Source organism: Streptomyces sp. NPDC012508, from assembly GCF_042902595.1.
Taxonomy (GTDB): domain Bacteria; phylum Actinomycetota; class Actinomycetes; order Streptomycetales; family Streptomycetaceae; genus Streptomyces.
The window spans coordinates 102212-119777 of the sequence record NZ_JBIBEO010000003.1; the positions used below are offsets into that span (position 1 = coordinate 102212).

At 69.6% G+C, this 17566-nt stretch carries 16 protein-coding genes; 14 read left to right on the forward strand and 2 right to left on the reverse strand.

What is annotated here, in order from left to right:
- Window positions 1-166: 166 nt before the first annotated feature.
- Window positions 167-1450: a geranylgeranyl reductase family protein gene (locus ACFY8U_RS10815; RefSeq protein WP_389568529.1), complete on the forward strand. Its 1284-nt coding sequence runs from the start codon at window positions 167-169 to the stop codon at window positions 1448-1450.
- Here the strand turns inward: ACFY8U_RS10815 and ACFY8U_RS10820 are convergent.
- Window positions 1416-2411, reverse strand: coding sequence for a helix-turn-helix domain-containing protein (locus tag ACFY8U_RS10820; protein WP_389568532.1), 996 nt, complete (start codon window positions 2409-2411; stop codon window positions 1416-1418). The genes ACFY8U_RS10815 and ACFY8U_RS10820 overlap by 35 nt on opposite strands.
- 76 nt (window positions 2412-2487) lie before the next feature.
- On the opposite strand from ACFY8U_RS10820, the gene ACFY8U_RS10825 reads away from it, so the two are divergent.
- Window positions 2488-3363, forward strand: a complete 876-nt coding sequence (locus ACFY8U_RS10825) for an NAD(P)-dependent oxidoreductase (RefSeq protein WP_389568534.1) — start codon at window positions 2488-2490, stop codon at window positions 3361-3363.
- Window positions 3364-3431: 68 nt separating this feature from the next.
- Here the strand turns inward: ACFY8U_RS10825 and ACFY8U_RS10830 are convergent, their stop codons facing one another.
- Window positions 3432-4253 (reverse strand): C40 family peptidase, encoded by an 822-nt coding sequence (locus ACFY8U_RS10830; protein ID WP_361437374.1) that lies wholly within the window; start codon window positions 4251-4253, stop codon window positions 3432-3434.
- A 680-nt stretch (window positions 4254-4933) separates the two neighbouring features.
- Here ACFY8U_RS10830 and ACFY8U_RS10835 point away from each other — a divergent pair.
- From ACFY8U_RS10835 to nuoL, 12 genes are all read left to right on the forward strand, one after another.
- On the forward strand, window positions 4934-5293 hold the full coding sequence (locus ACFY8U_RS10835) for an NADH-quinone oxidoreductase subunit A (RefSeq protein WP_030494815.1): 360 nt from the start codon (window positions 4934-4936) through the stop codon (window positions 5291-5293).
- A 17-nt stretch (window positions 5294-5310) separates the two neighbouring features.
- Window positions 5311-5865, forward strand: a complete 555-nt coding sequence (locus tag ACFY8U_RS10840) for an NADH-quinone oxidoreductase subunit B family protein (RefSeq protein ID WP_003998928.1) — start codon at window positions 5311-5313, stop codon at window positions 5863-5865.
- The gene (locus tag ACFY8U_RS10845; protein ID WP_361437377.1) at window positions 5862-6593 is read left to right on the forward strand and encodes an NADH-quinone oxidoreductase subunit C; all 732 of its coding nucleotides are present in this window, start codon (window positions 5862-5864) and stop codon (window positions 6591-6593) included. The genes ACFY8U_RS10840 and ACFY8U_RS10845 overlap by 4 nt, the downstream gene beginning before the upstream one ends.
- Window positions 6593-7924 (forward strand): NADH-quinone oxidoreductase subunit D, encoded by a 1332-nt coding sequence (locus ACFY8U_RS10850; RefSeq protein ID WP_361598455.1) that lies wholly within the window; start codon window positions 6593-6595, stop codon window positions 7922-7924. Before ACFY8U_RS10845 ends, ACFY8U_RS10850 begins: the two co-directional genes overlap by 1 nt.
- A complete protein-coding gene (gene nuoE / locus ACFY8U_RS10855) occupies window positions 7921-8664 on the forward strand; it encodes an NADH-quinone oxidoreductase subunit NuoE (protein WP_361437381.1) in 744 nt (247 codons plus the stop codon). Before ACFY8U_RS10850 ends, nuoE begins: the two co-directional genes overlap by 4 nt.
- A complete protein-coding gene (nuoF, locus tag ACFY8U_RS10860) occupies window positions 8661-10013 on the forward strand; it encodes an NADH-quinone oxidoreductase subunit NuoF (RefSeq protein WP_389568538.1) in 1353 nt (450 codons plus the stop codon). Before nuoE ends, nuoF begins: the two co-directional genes overlap by 4 nt.
- Window positions 10010-12499 carry an NADH-quinone oxidoreductase subunit G gene (locus ACFY8U_RS10865; protein ID WP_389568541.1) on the forward strand — a complete coding sequence of 830 codons (2490 nt, stop codon included), beginning with the start codon at window positions 10010-10012 and terminating at the stop codon, window positions 12497-12499. Before nuoF ends, ACFY8U_RS10865 begins: the two co-directional genes overlap by 4 nt.
- A gap of 76 nt (window positions 12500-12575) precedes the next feature.
- Window positions 12576-13967: an NADH-quinone oxidoreductase subunit NuoH gene (nuoH, locus tag ACFY8U_RS10870; RefSeq protein ID WP_361437388.1), complete on the forward strand. Its 1392-nt coding sequence runs from the start codon at window positions 12576-12578 to the stop codon at window positions 13965-13967.
- Window positions 13942-14538 carry an NADH-quinone oxidoreductase subunit NuoI gene (gene nuoI / locus ACFY8U_RS10875; RefSeq protein WP_361598447.1) on the forward strand — a complete coding sequence of 199 codons (597 nt, stop codon included), beginning with the start codon at window positions 13942-13944 and terminating at the stop codon, window positions 14536-14538. Before nuoH ends, nuoI begins: the two co-directional genes overlap by 26 nt.
- A complete protein-coding gene (locus ACFY8U_RS10880) occupies window positions 14535-15362 on the forward strand; it encodes an NADH-quinone oxidoreductase subunit J (protein WP_389568544.1) in 828 nt (275 codons plus the stop codon). The genes nuoI and ACFY8U_RS10880 overlap by 4 nt, the downstream gene beginning before the upstream one ends.
- Entirely contained in the window at window positions 15359-15658 is a 300-nt protein-coding gene (gene nuoK, locus ACFY8U_RS10885) for an NADH-quinone oxidoreductase subunit NuoK (protein ID WP_260229523.1), read from the forward strand. Before ACFY8U_RS10880 ends, nuoK begins: the two co-directional genes overlap by 4 nt.
- Before the next feature lie 11 nt (window positions 15659-15669).
- On the forward strand, window positions 15670-17565 hold the full coding sequence (gene nuoL, locus ACFY8U_RS10890) for an NADH-quinone oxidoreductase subunit L (RefSeq protein WP_389568546.1): 1896 nt from the start codon (window positions 15670-15672) through the stop codon (window positions 17563-17565).
- Window position 17566: the final 1 nt, after the last annotated feature.

The window sequence follows — 17566 nt, forward strand, 5'->3', positions numbered from 1 at the left end:
CGCGCGCCGGTGACGGTCAGGGACGCGATCCCGCCGTCACCGATCGAATCCATCGGCGAAATCCGCGCGGCCGTGGTCTCCCGAGGTGGCCCTCCGAACGGGCCGCGGGCCGCCCCCATAGACTGCCCCGGTACGCACTACCGTCGAGTCTTCGGGAGACCCCGCCGTGACCGAGCCCCTCTCCGAGCACAGCGCAGACGTGATCGTCGTCGGGGCGGGCCCGGCCGGATCCACGACGGCCTACTACCTGGCCAAGGCCGGACTCGACGTCCTGCTCCTGGAGAAGACCGCGTTCCCCCGCGAGAAGGTCTGCGGCGACGGGCTCACGCCCCGCGCCACCAAGCAGCTCGTCTCCATGGGGATCGACATCTCCGAGGAGGCCGGCTGGCTGCGCAACAAGGGCCTGCGCATCATCGGCGGCGGCGTCCGCCTCCAGCTGGACTGGCCGGACCTCGCCTCGTACCCCGACTACGGACTCGTCCGTAAGCGCGACGACTTCGACGAGCAGCTCGCCCGCCAGGCGCAGAAGGCCGGCGCGCGGCTGTACGAGCGCTGCAACGTCGGCGCCCCGATCATCGACGACCGCACCGGCCGGATCACCGGCGTGCACGCCAAGCTCGGCGAGGAGAAGCGCGAGGTCACCTTCCACGCGCCGCTCGTCGTCGCCGCCGACGGCAACTCGAGCCGGATCTCCCTCGCCATGGGCCTGCACCGGCGCGAGGACCGTCCGATGGGCGTGGCCGTACGGACGTACTTCACGAGCCCCCGCCATGACGACGACTACCTGGAGTCCTGGCTGGAGCTGTGGGACCGCCGCGGCCCGCAGGACCGTCTCCTGCCGGGCTACGGCTGGATCTTCGGCATGGGTGACGGCACCTCCAACGTCGGCCTCGGCATCCTCAACTCCTCCTCCGCCTTCAAGGAGCTGGACTGGCGCGAGGTCCTCAAGGCCTGGTGCGCCTCGATGCCGGAGGACTGGGGCTACACCCCGGACAACATGACGACCCCGATCCGCGGGGCCGCGCTGCCCATGGCCTTCAACCGCCAGCCGCACTACACCAAGGGGCTGCTGCTCGTCGGTGACGCCGGCGGCCTGGTCAACCCGTTCAACGGCGAGGGCATCGCGTACGCCATGGAGTCGGGCCAGATCGCGGCCGACGTCATCGTCCAGGCGCACGCCCGCGCGACCCCGGCCCAGCGCGAACTGGCCCTGCACAACTACCCGAAGATCCTCAAGGACACCTACGGCGGGTACTACACGCTCGGCCGCGCCTTCGTGAAGATCATCGGCAACCCGAAGATCATGAAGATCGCGACCCAGCGCGGCCTGACGCACCCGGTCCTGATGAAGTTCACGCTGAAGATGCTGGCGAACCTGACCGACCCGACGGGCGGCGACGCGATGGACCGCATCATCAACGGTCTCTCGAAGGTGGCCCCGAAGGCCTGAACGCCCGTCGGTAGTCCGACGGGGACACCCCGACGGTACGGGTGAAGTGGCGGCGCAGGTTCGCCGCCGTACCGAGCCCGCTGTGGTCGCCGATCTGTTCCACCGGCAGATCGGTCGATTCCAGGAGCGTCTGGGCGCGCGCCACCCGCTGCTGGAGCAGCCACTGCAACGGGGTGGTCCCGTACGCCTCCTGCACCCGGCGGTGGAAGGTGCGCGGTGACATCCGGGCGCGCCGTGCCAGCCCGTCCACGGTCAGTGGCTCGGCCAGGTGCTCGGTCGCCCACTGGAGTACGGGTCCCAGGCTGTCGGCGTCGCTCGGCGGAAGCGGCGCCTCGATGAACTGGGCCTGTCCGCCCGTGCGGTGGGCCGGGACGACGAGCCTGCGGGCGAGCTGCCCGGCGACGGTCGCGCCGAGGTCCGTGCGTACCAGGTGCAGACAGAGGTCGAGCGCGGCCGTGGCCCCGGCGCTGGTGAGGACGGAACCCTCGTCGGTGTAGAGGACCGAGTCGTCGACGATCACCTCGGGGTGGCGGGCGGCCAGTTGCGCGGTGTGCTGCCAATGGGCGGTGGCACGGCGGCCGTCGAGAAGTCCGGCGGCGGCGAGCGCGAACGCGCCGGTGCACAGGGAGACCATCCGGGCGCCGGAGGCGGCGGCCGAGCGCAGCGCCTCGACCAGTTCGGCCGGCACCTCCTCGCCGTCGTCCACGACCGCTTCGGGCACGGACGGCACGATGACGGTGTCCGCGCCCACGAGGCCGTCGAGACCGTGGTCGGTGCGGACGGAGAAGACTCCCGTGCCACCCGAGTCGCCGCACAGCCGAAGCTCGTACCAGGGGTCGGCGAGGTCGGGGTGGGGGACACCGAAGACGGCGGCGGCGATCGAGAGTTCGTACAGCTCCCACAGCGACGTGCCGACCCGATGGTCCGGTACGACGGCGATGGCGACGACCCCTGTGCTCATGTCACCGACCGTACGGCAGGAATCGTGCGGTCGCCGTCGGTCCTGCCACTGTCGGCCGGATTCCGCCGCTGCGAGCGTGGACGTCATGAACAAGCCGAACGTCACCGTCATCGGCCTCGGGCAGATGGGCGCCGCCCTCGCCGACGCCTTCCTCTCCGCCGGCCACCCCACCACCGTCTGGAACCGCACCCCCGGAAAGGCCGACGCCCTCGTCGCCCGGGGTGCCGTCCGCGCCGCCACCGTCGCCGAGGCCGTCGCCGCGAGCGAGCTGGTCGTGGTCTGCGTCCTCGACCACCCTGCCGTACGCGAACTCCTCGCCCCGGTGGCCGAATCGTTGCGGGGCCGGGTCCTGGTCAACCTCACCAGCGGCTCGCCCGAGCAGGCCCGAGCGGAGGCGGAGTGGGCGGCGGCGCACGGCATCGGATACCTGGACGGCGGCATCATGACGACCCCGCCGGGCGTCGGCGACAGCGCCAACATGATCCTCTACGCCGGCTCGCCCGAGCTGCTGGCCGCGCACCGCGCGACCCTGGAGGTGCTCGGCGACCCGGTCGACCTCGGTCCGGACGCCGGACTCGCCTCGCTGTACGACGCAGGGCTCCTCGGCCTCATGTGGTCGGTCTTCGGCGGCTGGCTGCACGCGACCGCGCTCGCGGGCGCGGACGGGGTCGCGGCCAAGGAGTTCACCGCGGTCGCGAACCGCTGGCTGAAGACGGTCTCCTGGTTCCTCAGCACGTACGCGGAGCAGATCGACGCGGGGGAGTACCCGGGTTCGGACGCCACCATCGACATCCAGGTGGCCACCATCGGGCACCTGCTGGAGGCCGGTGAGGCGCGCGGGATCGACGGGCGGCTGCCGCGCCTGCACCTTGAGCTGATGCGGGAGGCCGCGGCGGCGGGCCACGGAGGCGACAGCTACGCCCGCCTCGTCGAGATCTTCCGGGGCGAGTAGGACGAAAACGGCAAAGAGCCGTCACTCCCCCGAGGAGTGGCGGCTCTTCGTCGTCAAGAAGGGGCGGATCAGAGGATGCGGACCGCGCCGGAGGGCATGTCCCAGTCCAGGGAGCGCTCGACGACACCGGTCGACGGGTTCTGCGCACCGACGTACTTGCCGCCGCCCACGTAGATCGCCACGTGGTACGAGCCGCTGCGGCTGCCCCAGTACAGGATGTCGCCCGGCTGCAGGTTGCTCAGCGAGACGGACGTGCCCATGGACGACTGGGAGCTGGAGATGCGGGGCAGGTCGACGCCGGCCTGGCGGTAGGCGGCCTGGACGAGCCCGGAGCAGTCCCAGGAGTTGGGGCCGGTGCCGCCGGAGATGTAGGCGTCGCCGATCTGGGCGCGGGCGAAGGCCACGATGGCCGCCGCGGAGCCGGTGGGGGCGTCGCTGCTGTACGAGGAGCCGCTGTCGGACGAGGAGGACGTGGAGAGCTTGGTGCGCTCCTGGGTGCGGGAGGCGCGCTCGCGGGCCTCGGCGCGGGCCTTCTCGGCCCTCTCCGCCTTCTCGGCCTCTGCCTTGCGGTCGGCCTCGGCCTTGGCCTTCTTGGCTTCCTTGGCGGCCTTCTCCAGGGCGGCCGTCTCCTGTGCCTGGAGGCTCAGGTCGAGGGCTTCCTGCTGGGAGGCCTCGGCGGAGGCGGAGACGGCGCTCGCGAGGTCGGCGTCGAGCGAGCCGAGCGTGGGCATCTCGATGGTCTCGGTCACCGGCTCGGCATTCGCCGGTCCGGCAGCACCGGCCACCGCGATGGTGCTGAGGACGCCACCGGCAACTCCGGCGCGGAGCGCGAGCTTGGAAGCGCTGCGGCGGGGCTTCCGGTGGCTGGGTATGTGAGCGGTGTGGGACATGAGTACAACCGCTATCAGGGCTTCACGGTTCCCTTCAAGAAACGTGGGTTGCGCCACAGTTACGTTCGGAACCACCTAATCCGCTTATCAGGCGCCCTTATTGACGCCGTAACGGACAATACGGGCACGCCCCATCAGGGCCTTGATCACGGGTTTTCAGTGAAACGTCCGAATTGGCCGCCACTTACCACCTCTTCACACCGATGGCCAAGCCCCGTTTTCTTCGGATCGATTTAGTGTGGCGCAGGTCACAGTGTGGAGTCCATCAGGCGGTCGGGTCGCTCGTGAATCGGTGCACACGTCCACTTCGCTCCGGCCGGACCCCCGACCGGGCGACGGGCCGGTCCTTTATCACCCACCCGGGTCCATCACCAATTTGCCTGTAGACGCCATCGCTTGATAATGCGCCACCCCTCCCACCAGCGGTTTCCGGTCCGGATGTCACAACTGGTGATCACCTGGGCGCTTCGAGTGCCAAGATCACCGCTCATCCGACTTCATGATCCTTCGTCAGGTGGTGGAGATCACAAAGCCGTTGCTGTACCCCGTGTCGCAGATCACAGAGGGGCAGGCATAAGATGCGGGGCAGTCGGGCTTGTGAACTGCCTCACATGGGGGCGATCTTCCACGGCCCGACCGTGCGGTCCAACGGTCAAGGACGACTGGAAGGAGCGAGGAGCGTGAATGCGTACGCGCCCATCCTCGTGCTCGGTGCCCTGGGTGCGGGGTTTGCGATCTTCTCCGTGGTCATGGCCACGCTAATCGGCCCAAAGCGGTACAACAGGGCAAAGCTTGAGGCATACGAGTGCGGCATCGAACCGACGCCCACTCCGGCCGGAGGCGGCCGCTTCCCCATCAAGTACTACCTGACGGCGATGCTCTTCATCGTCTTCGACATCGAGATCGTCTTCCTCTACCCCTGGGCGGTCACCTTCGACGCCCTGGGGCTTTTCGGGCTCGTGGAGATGCTGCTCTTCGTGCTCACCGTCTTCGTCGCCTACGCCTATGTGTGGCGGCGCGGCGGCCTGGAATGGGACTGAGGGGCTGAGGGGCACCTATGGGACTCGAAGAGAAGCTGCCGAGCGGCTTTCTGCTGACGACGGTCGAACAGGCCGCGGGCTGGGTGCGCAAGGCGTCCGTCTTCCCCGCGACCTTCGGCCTCGCCTGCTGCGCCATCGAGATGATGACGACCGGCGCCGGCCGCTACGACCTGGCGCGCTTCGGCATGGAGGTCTTCCGCGGTTCACCGCGCCAGGCCGACCTGATGATCGTGGCGGGTCGCGTCAGCCAGAAGATGGCGCCCGTCCTGCGGCAGGTCTACGACCAGATGCCGAACCCCAAGTGGGTCATCTCCATGGGGGTTTGCGCCTCGTCGGGCGGAATGTTCAACAATTACGCGATTGTGCAGGGCGTCGACCACATTGTGCCGGTCGACATCTATCTGCCGGGTTGTCCGCCGCGCCCGGAGATGCTGATGGACGCGATTCTCAAGCTCCACCAGAAGATCCAGACCTCCAAGCTCGGCGTGAACGCCGAGGAGGCGGCCCGTGAGGCGGAGGAAGCGGCGCTCAAGGCCCTGCCGACGATCGAGATGAAGGGTCTTCTCCGGTGAGTGACGAGACACCGAACCCCGAGAAGGAGCTCTCCGAGCAGAACCTGCCCGGGCAGCGCGGGGAGCACGGCGAGGAGGTCCGCGTCCAGCGCGGGATGTTCGGCGCCAACAACGGCGGCGACACCTCCGGCTACGGCGGCCTCGTCCGCTCCGTACGCCTGCCCGGGGCGGCCTCCCGCCCCTACGGCGGCTGGTTCGACGAGGTCGCCGACGAACTCGAGGGCGCGCTCGACGAGCAGGGGCTCCTCCCGGAGAACGCCATCGAGAAGACGGTCGTCGACCGCGACGAGATCACCTTCCACATCGCCCGCGAGCACCTCGTCCGCGTCGCCCGCACCCTGCGCGACGACCCGGCCCTGCGCTTCGAGCTCTGTACGGGCGTCTCCGGCGTCCACTACCTCGGCGACAAGGGCCGTGAGCTGCACGCCGTCTACCACCTGCGCTCGCTCACCCACGGCCGGCTGATCCGCCTGGAGGTGTCCGCCCCGGACGCCGATCCGCACATCCCGTCGCTCGTCGCGGTCTATCCGACCAACGACTGGCACGAGCGCGAGACGTACGACTTCTTCGGCATCGTCTTCGACGGCCACCCCGCCCTCACCCGGATCATGATGCCGGACGACTGGCAGGGCTTCCCGCAGCGCAAGGACTACCCCCTCGGCGGCATCGCCGTCGAGTACAAGGGCGCCCAGATCCCGGCTCCTGACCAGCGGAGGTCGTACAGCTGATGAGTACCGAAAACGCCTCCGCCGCCTCCGCCCGGGAGACCACCGAGGGCACCGTCTACACGGTCACCGGTGGCGACTGGGAGGAGGTCGTCGAGTCCGCCGCCAAGGCCGACGACGAGCGGATCATCGTCAACATGGGTCCCCAGCACCCGTCCACGCACGGCGTGCTGCGGCTGATCCTGGAGATCGACGGCGAGACCGTCACCGAGGCCCGCTGCGGCATCGGCTACCTCCACACCGGCATCGAGAAGAACCTCGAGTTCCGGAACTGGACGCAGGGCACCACCTTCGTCACGCGCATGGACTACCTCACCTCGTTCTACAACGAGACGGCGTACTGCCTGGGCGTCGAGAAGCTGCTCGGCATCACCGACCAGATCCCGGACCGCGCCAGCGTCATCCGCGTACTCCTGATGGAGCTCAACCGGCTCTCCTCCCACCTGGTGTGCATCGCCACCGGCGGCATGGAGCTGGGCGCCACCACGATCATGATCTACGGCTTCCGGGACCGCGAGATGATCCTGGACCTGTACGAGCTGATCACCGGGCTCCGGATGAACCACGCGTTCATCCGCCCCGGCGGCCTCGCCCAGGACCTCCCGCCCGGCGCCGTCGACGCCGTGCGCGAGTTCGTGAAGACCATGAAGAAGAACCTGCCGGAGTACGACAAGCTCGCCACCGGCAACCCCATCTTCAAGGCCCGTATGCAGGACGTCGGCTACCTCGACCTCACCGGCTGCATGGCGCTCGGCGCCACCGGACCGATCCTGCGCTCCGCGGGCCTCCCGCACGACCTGCGCAAGACCGACCCGTACTGCGGCTACGAGAACTACGAGTTCGACATCCCGACCGCCGACACCTGCGACTCCTACGGACGCTTCCTCGTCCGCCTGGAGGAGATGCGGCAGTCGCTGCGGATCGTCGAGCAGTGCCTCGACCGGCTGGCGCCGGGCGCGGTCATGGTCGCCGACAAGAAGATCGCCTGGCCCGCGCAGCTCGCGCTCGGCCCGGACGGACTCGGCAACTCCCTCGACCACATCAAGAAGATCATGGGCACCTCCATGGAGGCCCTGATCCACCACTTCAAGCTGGTCACCGAGGGCTTCCGCGTCCCCGCCGGACAGGCCTACGCGGCCGTCGAATCGCCGAAGGGCGAGCTGGGCGTGCACGTCGTCTCCGACGGCGGCACCCGCCCCTACCGGGTCCACTTCCGCGACCCGTCGTTCACCAACCTGCAGGCCATGGCGGCGATGTGCGAGGGCGGCCAGGTCGCCGACGTCATCGTCGCCGTCGCGTCCATCGACCCCGTGATGGGAGGCGTCGACCGATGACGGACGGACAGACCAGTCTCGGGATGCCCCAGCTCCCCGCCCCCGACTACCCGGCCGAGGTACGCGCCCGGCTGGAGGCGGACGCCCAGGAGATCATCGCCCGCTATCCGGGGTCCCGCTCCGCGCTCCTCCCGCTGCTGCACCTCGTGCAGGCTGAGGAGGGCCATGTGACCCGCACCGGCATGAAGTTCTGCGCCGAGGTCCTCGGCCTGACCACCGCCGAGGTCACCGCGGTCGCCACCTTCTACACGATGTACCGGCGCAAGCCCTCCGGCGACTACCAGGTCGGCGTCTGCACCAACACGCTCTGCGCGGTCATGGGCGGCGACGCCATCTTCGAGGAGCTGAAGGAGCACCTCGGCGTCGGCAACAACGAGACGACCGAGGACGGCAAGGTCACGCTGGAGCACATCGAGTGCAACGCGGCCTGCGACTTCGCCCCCGTGGTGATGGTCAACTGGGAGTTCTTCGACAACCAGACGCCCGCGTCCGCCAAGAAGATCGTCGACGACCTGAGGGCCGGCCGTCCGGTCGAGCCGACGCGGGGCGCGCCGCTCTGCACGTACAAGGAGACCGCCCGCATCCTGGCCGGTTTCCCCGACGAGCGCGAGGGGGCCGTCGAGGCCACCGGTGGGGCCGGCCCGGCCTCGCTCGTCGGGCTGCGGCTGGCCAAGGGCGAGACCCCGCACCACAAGATCGTCCACCCGCGCGGCGAATCGGCCAGTGGGGAGGGGGAGTGATGACCTTGGCAGCAGAGATCAACAACAGCAGCCCCGAGAAGCTTCTGGCGCCGGTCCTCTCGGCGTTCTGGGACCAGCCCGACTCCTGGACCCTGGAGACGTACAAGAGGCACGAGGGGTACGAGGGTCTGCGGAAGGCCCTCGCGATGTCGCCCGACGACCTCATCGCGTACGTCAAGGACTCCGGTCTGCGCGGCCGCGGCGGCGCCGGCTTCCCGACCGGGATGAAGTGGCAGTTCATCCCGCAGGGCGACGGCAAGCCGCACTACCTCGTCGTCAACGCCGACGAGTCCGAGCCGGGCACCTGCAAGGACATCCCGCTCCTCTTCGCCAACCCGCACTCCCTCATCGAGGGAATGATCATCGCCTGCTACGCGATCCGCTCCGAGCACGCGTTCATCTATCTGCGCGGCGAGGTCGTGCCCGTCCTGCGCCGTCTGCACGAGGCGGTGCGCGAGGCGTACGACGCCGGCTTCCTCGGCCAGAACGTCCTCGGCAGCGGCCTGAACCTCGACATCACCGTGCACGCGGGCGCCGGGGCGTACATCTGCGGCGAGGAGACCGCGCTGCTCGACTCGCTCGAAGGACGGCGCGGCCAGCCCCGGCTGCGTCCCCCCTTCCCCGCGGTCGCCGGTCTGTACGCCTGCCCCACCGTGGTGAACAACGTCGAGTCCATCGCGTCCGTTCCCGCGATCCTCAACCGGGGCAAGGACTGGTTCAAGTCGATGGGCAGCGAGAAGTCCCCTGGCTTCACGCTCTACTCGCTCAGCGGCCACGTCGCCTCGCCGGGCCAGTACGAGGCCCCGCTCGGGATCACGCTGCGCCAGCTCCTCGACATGAGCGGCGGGATGCGGCCGGGCCACCGGCTGAAGTTCTGGACCCCGGGCGGCTCCTCCACCCCGATGTTCACCGACGAGCACCTCGACGTCCCGCTCGACTACGAGGGTGTGGGCGCGGCCGGTTCCATGCTCGGCACCAAGGCGCTCCAGTGCTTCGACGAGACCACCTGCGTGGTCCGCGCGGTGACGCGGTGGACCGAGTTCTACGCGCACGAGTCCTGCGGCAAGTGCACGCCCTGCCGTGAAGGCACGTACTGGCTGGTGCAGTTGCTGCGTGACATCGAGGCCGGCAAGGGCGTGATGTCCGACCTCGACAAGCTGAACGACATCGCCGACAACATCAACGGCAAGTCGTTCTGCGCGCTCGGCGACGGTGCGGCCTCCCCGATCTTCTCCTCCCTGAAGTACTTCCGCGAGGAGTACGAGCAGCACATCACCGGCCGGGGCTGCCCCTTCGACCCCGCCAAGTCGACCGCCTGGGCGGACAACCACAAGGAGGTGACGGCATGACGGTCACCACGGCCGGCCCCGCGGGCGGCGGTTCCCCGGCGGTACCGCCGGAGGACATGGTCACGCTGACCATCGACGGCGCCGAGATCTCCGTCCCCAAGGGGACCCTCGTCATCCGCGCCGCCGAGCAGCTCGGCATCGAGATCCCGCGGTTCTGCGACCACCCGCTCCTCGACCCGGCCGGCGCCTGCCGGCAGTGCATCGTCGAGGTCGAGGGCCAGCGCAAGCCGATGGCGTCCTGCACCATCACCTGCACCGACGGCATGGTGGTCAAGTCCCAGCTGACCTCGCAGGTCGCCGAGAAGGCGCAGCACGGTGTGATGGAGCTGCTGCTCATCAACCACCCGCTGGACTGCCCGGTCTGCGACAAGGGCGGCGAGTGCCCCTTGCAGAACCAGGCGATGTCGCACGGGCAGTCGGAGTCCCGCTTCGAGGGTCACAAGCGGACCTTCGAGAAGCCGGTACCGATCTCGACCCAGGTGCTGCTCGACCGTGAGCGGTGCGTGCTCTGCGCGCGCTGCACCCGGTTCTCGAACCAGATCGCCGGCGACCCGATGATCGAGCTGCTCGAGCGCGGTGCGCTCCAGCAGGTCGGTACCGGCGAGGGCGACCCCTTCGAGTCGTACTTCTCCGGGAACACGATCCAGATCTGCCCGGTCGGCGCGCTGACCTCGGCGGCGTACCGGTTCCGCTCCCGCCCCTTCGACCTCGTCTCCTCGCCGAGCGTCTGCGAGCACTGTGCGGGCGGCTGCGCCACCCGCACCGACCACCGGCGCGGCAAGGTCATGCGGCGGCTCGCGGCGGAGGACCCGGAGGTCAACGAGGAGTGGGTGTGCGACAAGGGGCGGTTCGCGTTCCGGTACGCCCAGCAGCGTGACCGGCTGACGACCCCGCTGGTTCGGAACGAGGCAGGGGTGCTCGAACCGGCCTCGTGGCCGGAGGCCCTGGAGGCGGCGGCCCGCGGACTCGTGCGGGGCCGTACCGGCGTCCTGGCCGGCGGGCGGCTGACCGTCGAGGACTCCTACGCGTACGCCAAGTTCGCCCGGGTCGCCCTCGACACCAACGACGTCGACTTCCGGGCCCGGGTCCACTCCAGCGAGGAGGCCGACTTCCTGGCCTCGACCGTCGCCGGACGCGGACGGGACCTGGACGGCAGCGGGGTCACGTACACCTCCCTGGAAGCCGCCCCGGCGGTGCTGCTCGTCGGCTTCGAGTCCGAGGAGGAGGCGCCCGGCGTCTTCCTGCGGCTGCGCAAGGCCTGGCGCAAGAGCGGCCAGAAGACGTACGCGCTGGCCTCCCACGCGACCCGGGGCCTGGAGAAGGCGGGCGGCACGCTGCTCGCGGCCGCGCCCGGCACCGAGACCGAGTGGCTGGACGCGCTCACCTCCCGCGTCGGCCTCGACGAGGCCGGTACGCGAGCCGCGGAGGCGCTGCGCCAGGACGGCGCCGTCATCGTGGTCGGCGAGCGGCTGGCCACCGTGCCCGGTGGGCTGACCGCGGCCGTGCGGACGGCGACGGCGACCGGCGCGAAGCTGGTGTGGATCCCGCGCCGGGCCGGAGAGCGGGGCGCGCTCGAAGCCGGCGCGATCCCGACGCTGCTGCCCGGCGGCCGTCCCGCGACCGACCCACGCGCGCGTGAGGAGGTCGCGGCCGCCTGGGGCGTACGTGAACTTCCGCACGGCTACGGCCGCGACACCGGCCAGATCGTCGAGGCCGCGGCCACCGGCGAACTGGGCGCGCTGCTCGTCGGCGGTGTCGAGGTCCGCGACCTGCCGGACCCGGCACGCGCGCGTGAGGCGCTCGACGCGGCGTTCGTGGTCTCCCTGGAGCTGCGGCCGAGCGAGGTCACCGAGCGGGCCGACGTGGTCCTGCCGGTCGCCGCGGTCGCCGAGAAGTCCGGCACCTTCCTCAACTGGGAGGGCAGGGCACGCCTCTTCGAGGCCGCCCTCAAGCCCGAGCAGATGACCCGGACGCTGCCGCCGGCGGACACGCGCGTGCTCCACATGCTCGCCGACGCCCTCGACGCGCACCTGGCCCTGCCCGATCTGCGCTCGGTCCGCCGCGAGCTGGACCGGCTCGGCGGCTGGGACGGCGAGCGGGCCTCCGAGCCCACCGAGCCCGCACAGGCCGCGCCCCGCCCGGGCGAGGGCGAGGCGGTCCTCGCGGGGCACCGGCTGCTGCTCGACCTCGGCCGCCTCCAGGAGGGCGACGCGGCGCTGGCCGGCACCCGTCACGCGGCGGTCGCCCGCCTCTCGCCCGCGACCGCCGAGGAGACGGGCGTCAAGGACGGCGACCTCCTCGCCGTCACCGGACCGGCGGGCTCGACCCGGCTCCCGCTCCAGGTCACCGAGATGCCCGACCGTGTGGTCTGGCTCCCGCTCAACTCGACCGCGGGCGGCGTCCTCTCCGACACGGGCGCCCACCCGGGCGACCTGGTCCGGATCGGCGCCGCGGGCGCCCCCGACGCGGCGGAGGTCCGGTCATGACCGGCGTCCTCGACCGCCGTACCCACGCCGTCCGGCCGGGCGAAGCCCTGGCCGCCCCCGCACGGGAGGTGCGCGCATGACCGCCCTTGCTCAACTCGCGGACGCCCAGCGCGGCGTCCTCGCCGCGGAAGACCTCTCCATGTTCGGGACGGACCCCTGGTGGCTCGTCGCGATCAAGGCCGTCTTCTGCTTCGCCTTCCTCATGGTCACGGTGCTCTTCTCCATCGTGTGGGAGCGCAAGGTCGTCGCCTGGATGCAGCTGCGCATCGGCCCCAACCGGCACGGACCCTGGGGTTTCCTCCAGTCCCTCGCGGACGGCATCAAGCTGATGCTGAAGGAGGACGTCGTCGTCAAGCGCGCCGACAAGGTCGTCTACATCCTCGCGCCGATCATCGCCGCCGCCCCCGCGTTCATGGCCATCGCCGTGATCCCGTTCGGCCCGGCCGGCAACGAGGTCTCGATCTTCGGCCACCGCACCACGATGCAGCTCACCGACCTGCCGATCGCGATGCTGTACGTCCTCGCGATCGCCTCCGTCGGCATCTACGGCATCGTGCTCGCCGGCTGGTCCTCCGGCTCCACGTACCCGCTCCTCGGCGGCCTGCGCTCCTGCGCCCAGATGATCTCCTACGAGATCGCCATGGGCGCCGCGTTCGCCTCCGTCTTCCTCTACTCCGGGTCGATGTCGACCTCGGCGATCGTCGAGGCGCAGGCGGACCGCTGGTTCATCATCCTGCTGCCGGTCTCGTTCATCATCTACGTCGTCACGATGGTCGGCGAGACCAACCGCGCCCCGTTCGACATGCCCGAGTCCGAGGGCGACCTCGTCGGCGGCTTCAACACCGAGTACTCCTCCATCAAGTTCGCGATGTTCATGCTCGCCGAGTACGTGAACATGGTGACGGTCTCCGCCGTCTCCGTGACGCTCTTCCTCGGCGGCTGGCGCGCCCCGTACCCGGTCTCCACCTTCTGGGAGGGCGCGAACCACGGCTGGTGGCCGATGCTCTGGTTCATCCTCAAGGTGCAGCTGCTGCTCTTCTTCTTCATCTGGCTGCGCGGCACCCTGCCCCGGGTCCGCTACGACCAGCTGATGAAGCTCGGCTGGAAGGTCCTCATCCCGGTCTCGGTGCTCTGGCTGATGCTGGTCGCCACCGTCCGGGCCCTGCGCAACGAGAACTTCGAGTTCCAGACGATCGTGCTGTACGTCGCCGGAGCCGTGATCGCCGTCCTGCTCATCTCCTTCGTGGCGGACATGTTCCGCGACCGGCAGGCGAAGGGGGCCGAGGGTCCGGCCGAGGACGAGCGCCCCTTCGACCCGATGGCCGGTGGCTTCCCCGTACCGCCCAAGCCCGGACAGGCCCTGCCGCCCGTGCCGCGGCGCAGGCCGCGAGCCGATCGCGACCTGGTTGTCAGTGGCGCCCCCGATACTGCTACTGCGAGTGATGGAAAGGAGACGGACGGTGTCTGATTTCCAGAATCCGGTGGCCGGCTTCGGCGTGACCTTCAAGGCCATGTTCAAGAAGCGGCTGACCGAGCAGTACCCGGAGGAGCGCAAGACGACGGCGCCGCGCTTCCACGGCCGGCACCAGCTCAACCGTCATCCGGACGGACTTGAGAAGTGTGTGGGCTGCGAGCTGTGCGCCTGGGCCTGCCCCGCGGACGCCATCTATGTGGAGGGCGCGGACAACACCGAGGAGGAGCGCTACTCCCCGGGCGAGCGCTACGGCCGCGTCTACCAGATCAACTACGCCCGCTGCATCCTGTGCGGACTGTGCATCGAGGCCTGCCCCACGCGGGCGCTGACGATGACGAACGAGTTCGAACTGGCCGACTCCTCCCGCGAGAACCTGATCTACACCAAGGAGCAGCTCCTCGCGGGCCTGGAGGAGGGCATGGTCGACTCCCCGCACTCGATCTTCCCGGGCATGGACGAGCAGGACTACTACCGGGGTCTGGTCACCGAGGCCGCTCCGGGCACCGTCCAGCAGGTCGCCACCTCCAAGGGAGAGAAGGGCGAGCCGGAAGAGGTGGACGCATGAACGCCCACCTTGCCGCCTACGCCACCTCCGGCGGAGAGGCCTTCCAGTTCTGGGTCCTCGGCACGGTCGCCGTCGTCGGCGCCCTGTGCACGGTCCTGATGAGGAAGGCCATGCACAGCGCTCTCTGTCTGGCCGGCACGATGATCGTCCTGGCGGTCTTCTACCTCGCCAACGGCGCGTACTTCCTGGGCATCGTCCAGATCGTCGTCTACACCGGCGCGATCATGATGCTGTTCCTCTTCATCGTCATGCTCGTCGGTGTCACGGCCGCGGACTCCCTGAAGGAGACCATCAAGGGCCAGCGCTGGTGGGCCGCCGCCTGCGGGCTCGGCTTCGGCATCCTGCTGATCGGCGGGATCGGCCAGGCCTCCCTGACGGAGTTCAACGGGCTCGGCGCGGCGAACGGCGCGTACGGCGGGAACGTCGAGGGCCTCGCCGCCCTCATCTTCACCAAGTACGTCTTCGCCTTCGAGATCACCGGCGCGCTGCTCATCACCGCGGCCGTCGGCGCGATGGTCCTCACGCACCGTGAGCGCACCGAACGGGCCCGCACGCAGCGTGAGCTGTCGGAGCAGCGCGTCCGCGAGGGCAGGCACGTTCCGCCGCTTCCCGCGCCGGGTGTGTACGCCCGGCACAACGCGGTGGACATCCCCGGTCTGCTGCCCGACGGCACCCCCGCCGAGCTGACCGTGATGCAGACGCTGCGCAGGCGCGGACAGGTCCGTGACGTGTCCGGCGAGGCGCTGGCCGACCTGAAGGCGCTGGAACAGCGCTCGGAGGAGCGGCTCGGCCGGGACCGGGACGACGAGGAGGCCACCCGATGAATCCCGTGAACTATCTCTATCTCGCCGCCCTGCTGTTCACGATCGGCGCGGCCGGGGTGCTGATCCGGCGCAACGCGATCGTGGTCTTCATGTGCGTCGAGCTGATGCTCAACGCCTGCAACCTCGCGCTCGTCACCTTCTCCCGGATGCACGGCAACCTCGACGGCCAGATCATCGCCTTCTTCACGATGGTCGTCGCCGCCGCGGAGGTCGTGGTCGGGCTCGCGATCATCGTGTCGCTGTTCCGTTCCCGCCACTCGGCCTCGGTCGACGACGCCAGCCTGATGAAGCTGTGAGGGGCTGAATCGTGGAGAACCTGATTGCGCTGCTCGTCGCGGCGCCTCTGCTGGGAGCGGCCGTCCTGCTGTGCGGCGGGCGGCGCCTCGACAAGGCCGGGCCCTGGCTCGGCACGCTGCTCGCGGCCGTCTCCTTCGTGCTCGGTCTCGTCCTCTTCGCCGACATGCTCGGCAGGAGCGCCGACGACCGGGCCATGTACCAGAACCTGTGGACCTGGATCCCGGTCGAGGGCTTCCAGGCGGACGTCGCCTTCCAGCTCGACCAGCTGTCGGTGACGTTCGTCCTGCTGATCACCGGCGTGGGCTCGCTGATCCACCTGTACTCGATCGGGTACATGGAGCACGACGAGCGCAAGCGCCGCTTCTTCGGCTATCTGAACCTGTTCCTCGCGGCGATGCTGCTGCTCGTCCTCGCCGACAACTACCTGCTGCTGTACTTCGGCTGGGAGGGCGTCGGCCTCGCCTCGTACCTCCTGATCGGCTTCTGGCAGCACAAGCCCACCGCGGCCACCGCCGCGAAGAAGGCCTTCCTGGTCAACCGGGTCGGCGACATGGGTCTCTCGATCGCGATCATGCTCATGTTCACCACCTTCGGGACCTTCGCCTTCGGGCCGGTCCTGGAGGCGACCGGTGAGGCGGGCGAGGGCACGCTGACGGCGATCGCCCTGATGCTGCTCCTCGCCGCGTGCGGCAAGTCGGCCCAGGTGCCGCTGCAGTCCTGGCTCGGGGACGCGATGGAGGGCCCGACCCCGGTCTCGGCCCTCATCCACGCGGCCACGATGGTCACCGCCGGTGTCTATCTGATCGTCCGCTCCGCCGACATCTTCAACGCCGCTCCGGACGCCCAGCTCGTGGTCGTCGTGGTCGGCGCGGTCACGCTCCTCTTCGGTGCGATCGTCGGTTGCGCGAAGGACGACATCAAGAAGGCGCTGGCCGGCTCGACGATGTCGCAGATCGGCTACATGATCCTGGCGGCGGGTCTCGGCCCCATCGGTTACGTCTTCGCGATCATGCACCTGGTCACGCACGGCTTCTTCAAGGCCGGGCTCTTCCTCGGCGCCGGTTCGGTCATGCACGGCATGAACGACGAGGTGGACATGCGCCGTTACGGCGGCCTGCGGAAGTACATGCCGGTCACCTTCGTCACCTTCGGCCTCGGCTATCTCGCGATCATCGGCTTCCCCGGCCTGTCCGGCTTCTTCTCCAAGGACAAGATCATCGAGGCGGCCTTCGCCAAGGGAGGCACCGAGGGCTGGATCCTCGGCGCGGTCACCCTGCTCGGCGCGGCCATCACCGCGTACTACATGACGCGCGTGATGCTGATGACCTTCTTCGGCGAGAAGCGCTGGCAGGCCGACGACAAGGGCGAGCTACCGCACCCGCACGAGTCGCCGAAGTCGATGACGATCCCGATGGTCCTGCTGGCCGTCGGCTCCGTCTTCGCGGGTGGCTTTTTCTCCATCGGCGACCGGTTCATCAACTGGCTGAAGCCGGTGACCTCGTTCGAGCACGGACACCCGCCGATCAGTGCCGGCGCCATCACCTCGGCCACGGTCGCGGTCATGGTGATCGGCGTCGCGATCGCCTACGTCCAGTACGGTCGCAGGCCCGTCCCGGTCACCGCCCCGCGTGGCTCGCTGCTCACCCGGGCCGCCCGCCGCGACCTGCTCCAGGACGACTTCAACCACGCCGTCTTCGTGACGGGCGGCACGCACCTCACCCGCTCGCTCGTCTACGTCGACCACAGCCTGGTCGACGGGGTCGTCAACGGCACCGCCGCCTCGGTCGGCGGTCTGTCCGGCCGGCTGCGCAAGCTGCAGAACGGCTACGCCCGCTCCTATGCGGTCTCCATGTTCGGAGGTACTGCGGTGCTGATCGCCGCGACCCTGCTGATGAGGGCGGTGTAAC

What these genes read in the sequence shown, in the direction of transcription:
- ACFY8U_RS10865 (WP_389568541.1), top strand. Translation starts at nt 10,010, where the DNA reads ATGACGGTCACCACGGCCGGCCCCGCGGGCGGCGGTTCCCCGGCGGTA.
- nuoI (WP_361598447.1), top strand. Translation starts at nt 13,942, where the DNA reads ATGGAAAGGAGACGGACGGTGTCTGATTTCCAGAATCCGGTGGCCGGC.
- nuoE (WP_361437381.1), top strand. Translation starts at nt 7,921, where the DNA reads ATGACGGACGGACAGACCAGTCTCGGGATGCCCCAGCTCCCCGCCCCC.
- nuoH (WP_361437388.1), top strand. Translation starts at nt 12,576, where the DNA reads ATGACCGCCCTTGCTCAACTCGCGGACGCCCAGCGCGGCGTCCTCGCC.
- ACFY8U_RS10880 (WP_389568544.1), top strand. Translation starts at nt 14,535, where the DNA reads ATGAACGCCCACCTTGCCGCCTACGCCACCTCCGGCGGAGAGGCCTTC.
- ACFY8U_RS10840 (WP_003998928.1), top strand. Translation starts at nt 5,311, where the DNA reads ATGGGACTCGAAGAGAAGCTGCCGAGCGGCTTTCTGCTGACGACGGTC.
- nuoK (WP_260229523.1), top strand. Translation starts at nt 15,359, where the DNA reads ATGAATCCCGTGAACTATCTCTATCTCGCCGCCCTGCTGTTCACGATC.
- ACFY8U_RS10850 (WP_361598455.1), top strand. Translation starts at nt 6,593, where the DNA reads ATGAGTACCGAAAACGCCTCCGCCGCCTCCGCCCGGGAGACCACCGAG.
- ACFY8U_RS10830 (WP_361437374.1), bottom strand. Translation starts at nt 4,253, where the DNA reads ATGTCCCACACCGCTCACATACCCAGCCACCGGAAGCCCCGCCGCAGC.
- ACFY8U_RS10820 (WP_389568532.1), bottom strand. Translation starts at nt 2,411, where the DNA reads ATGAGCACAGGGGTCGTCGCCATCGCCGTCGTACCGGACCATCGGGTC.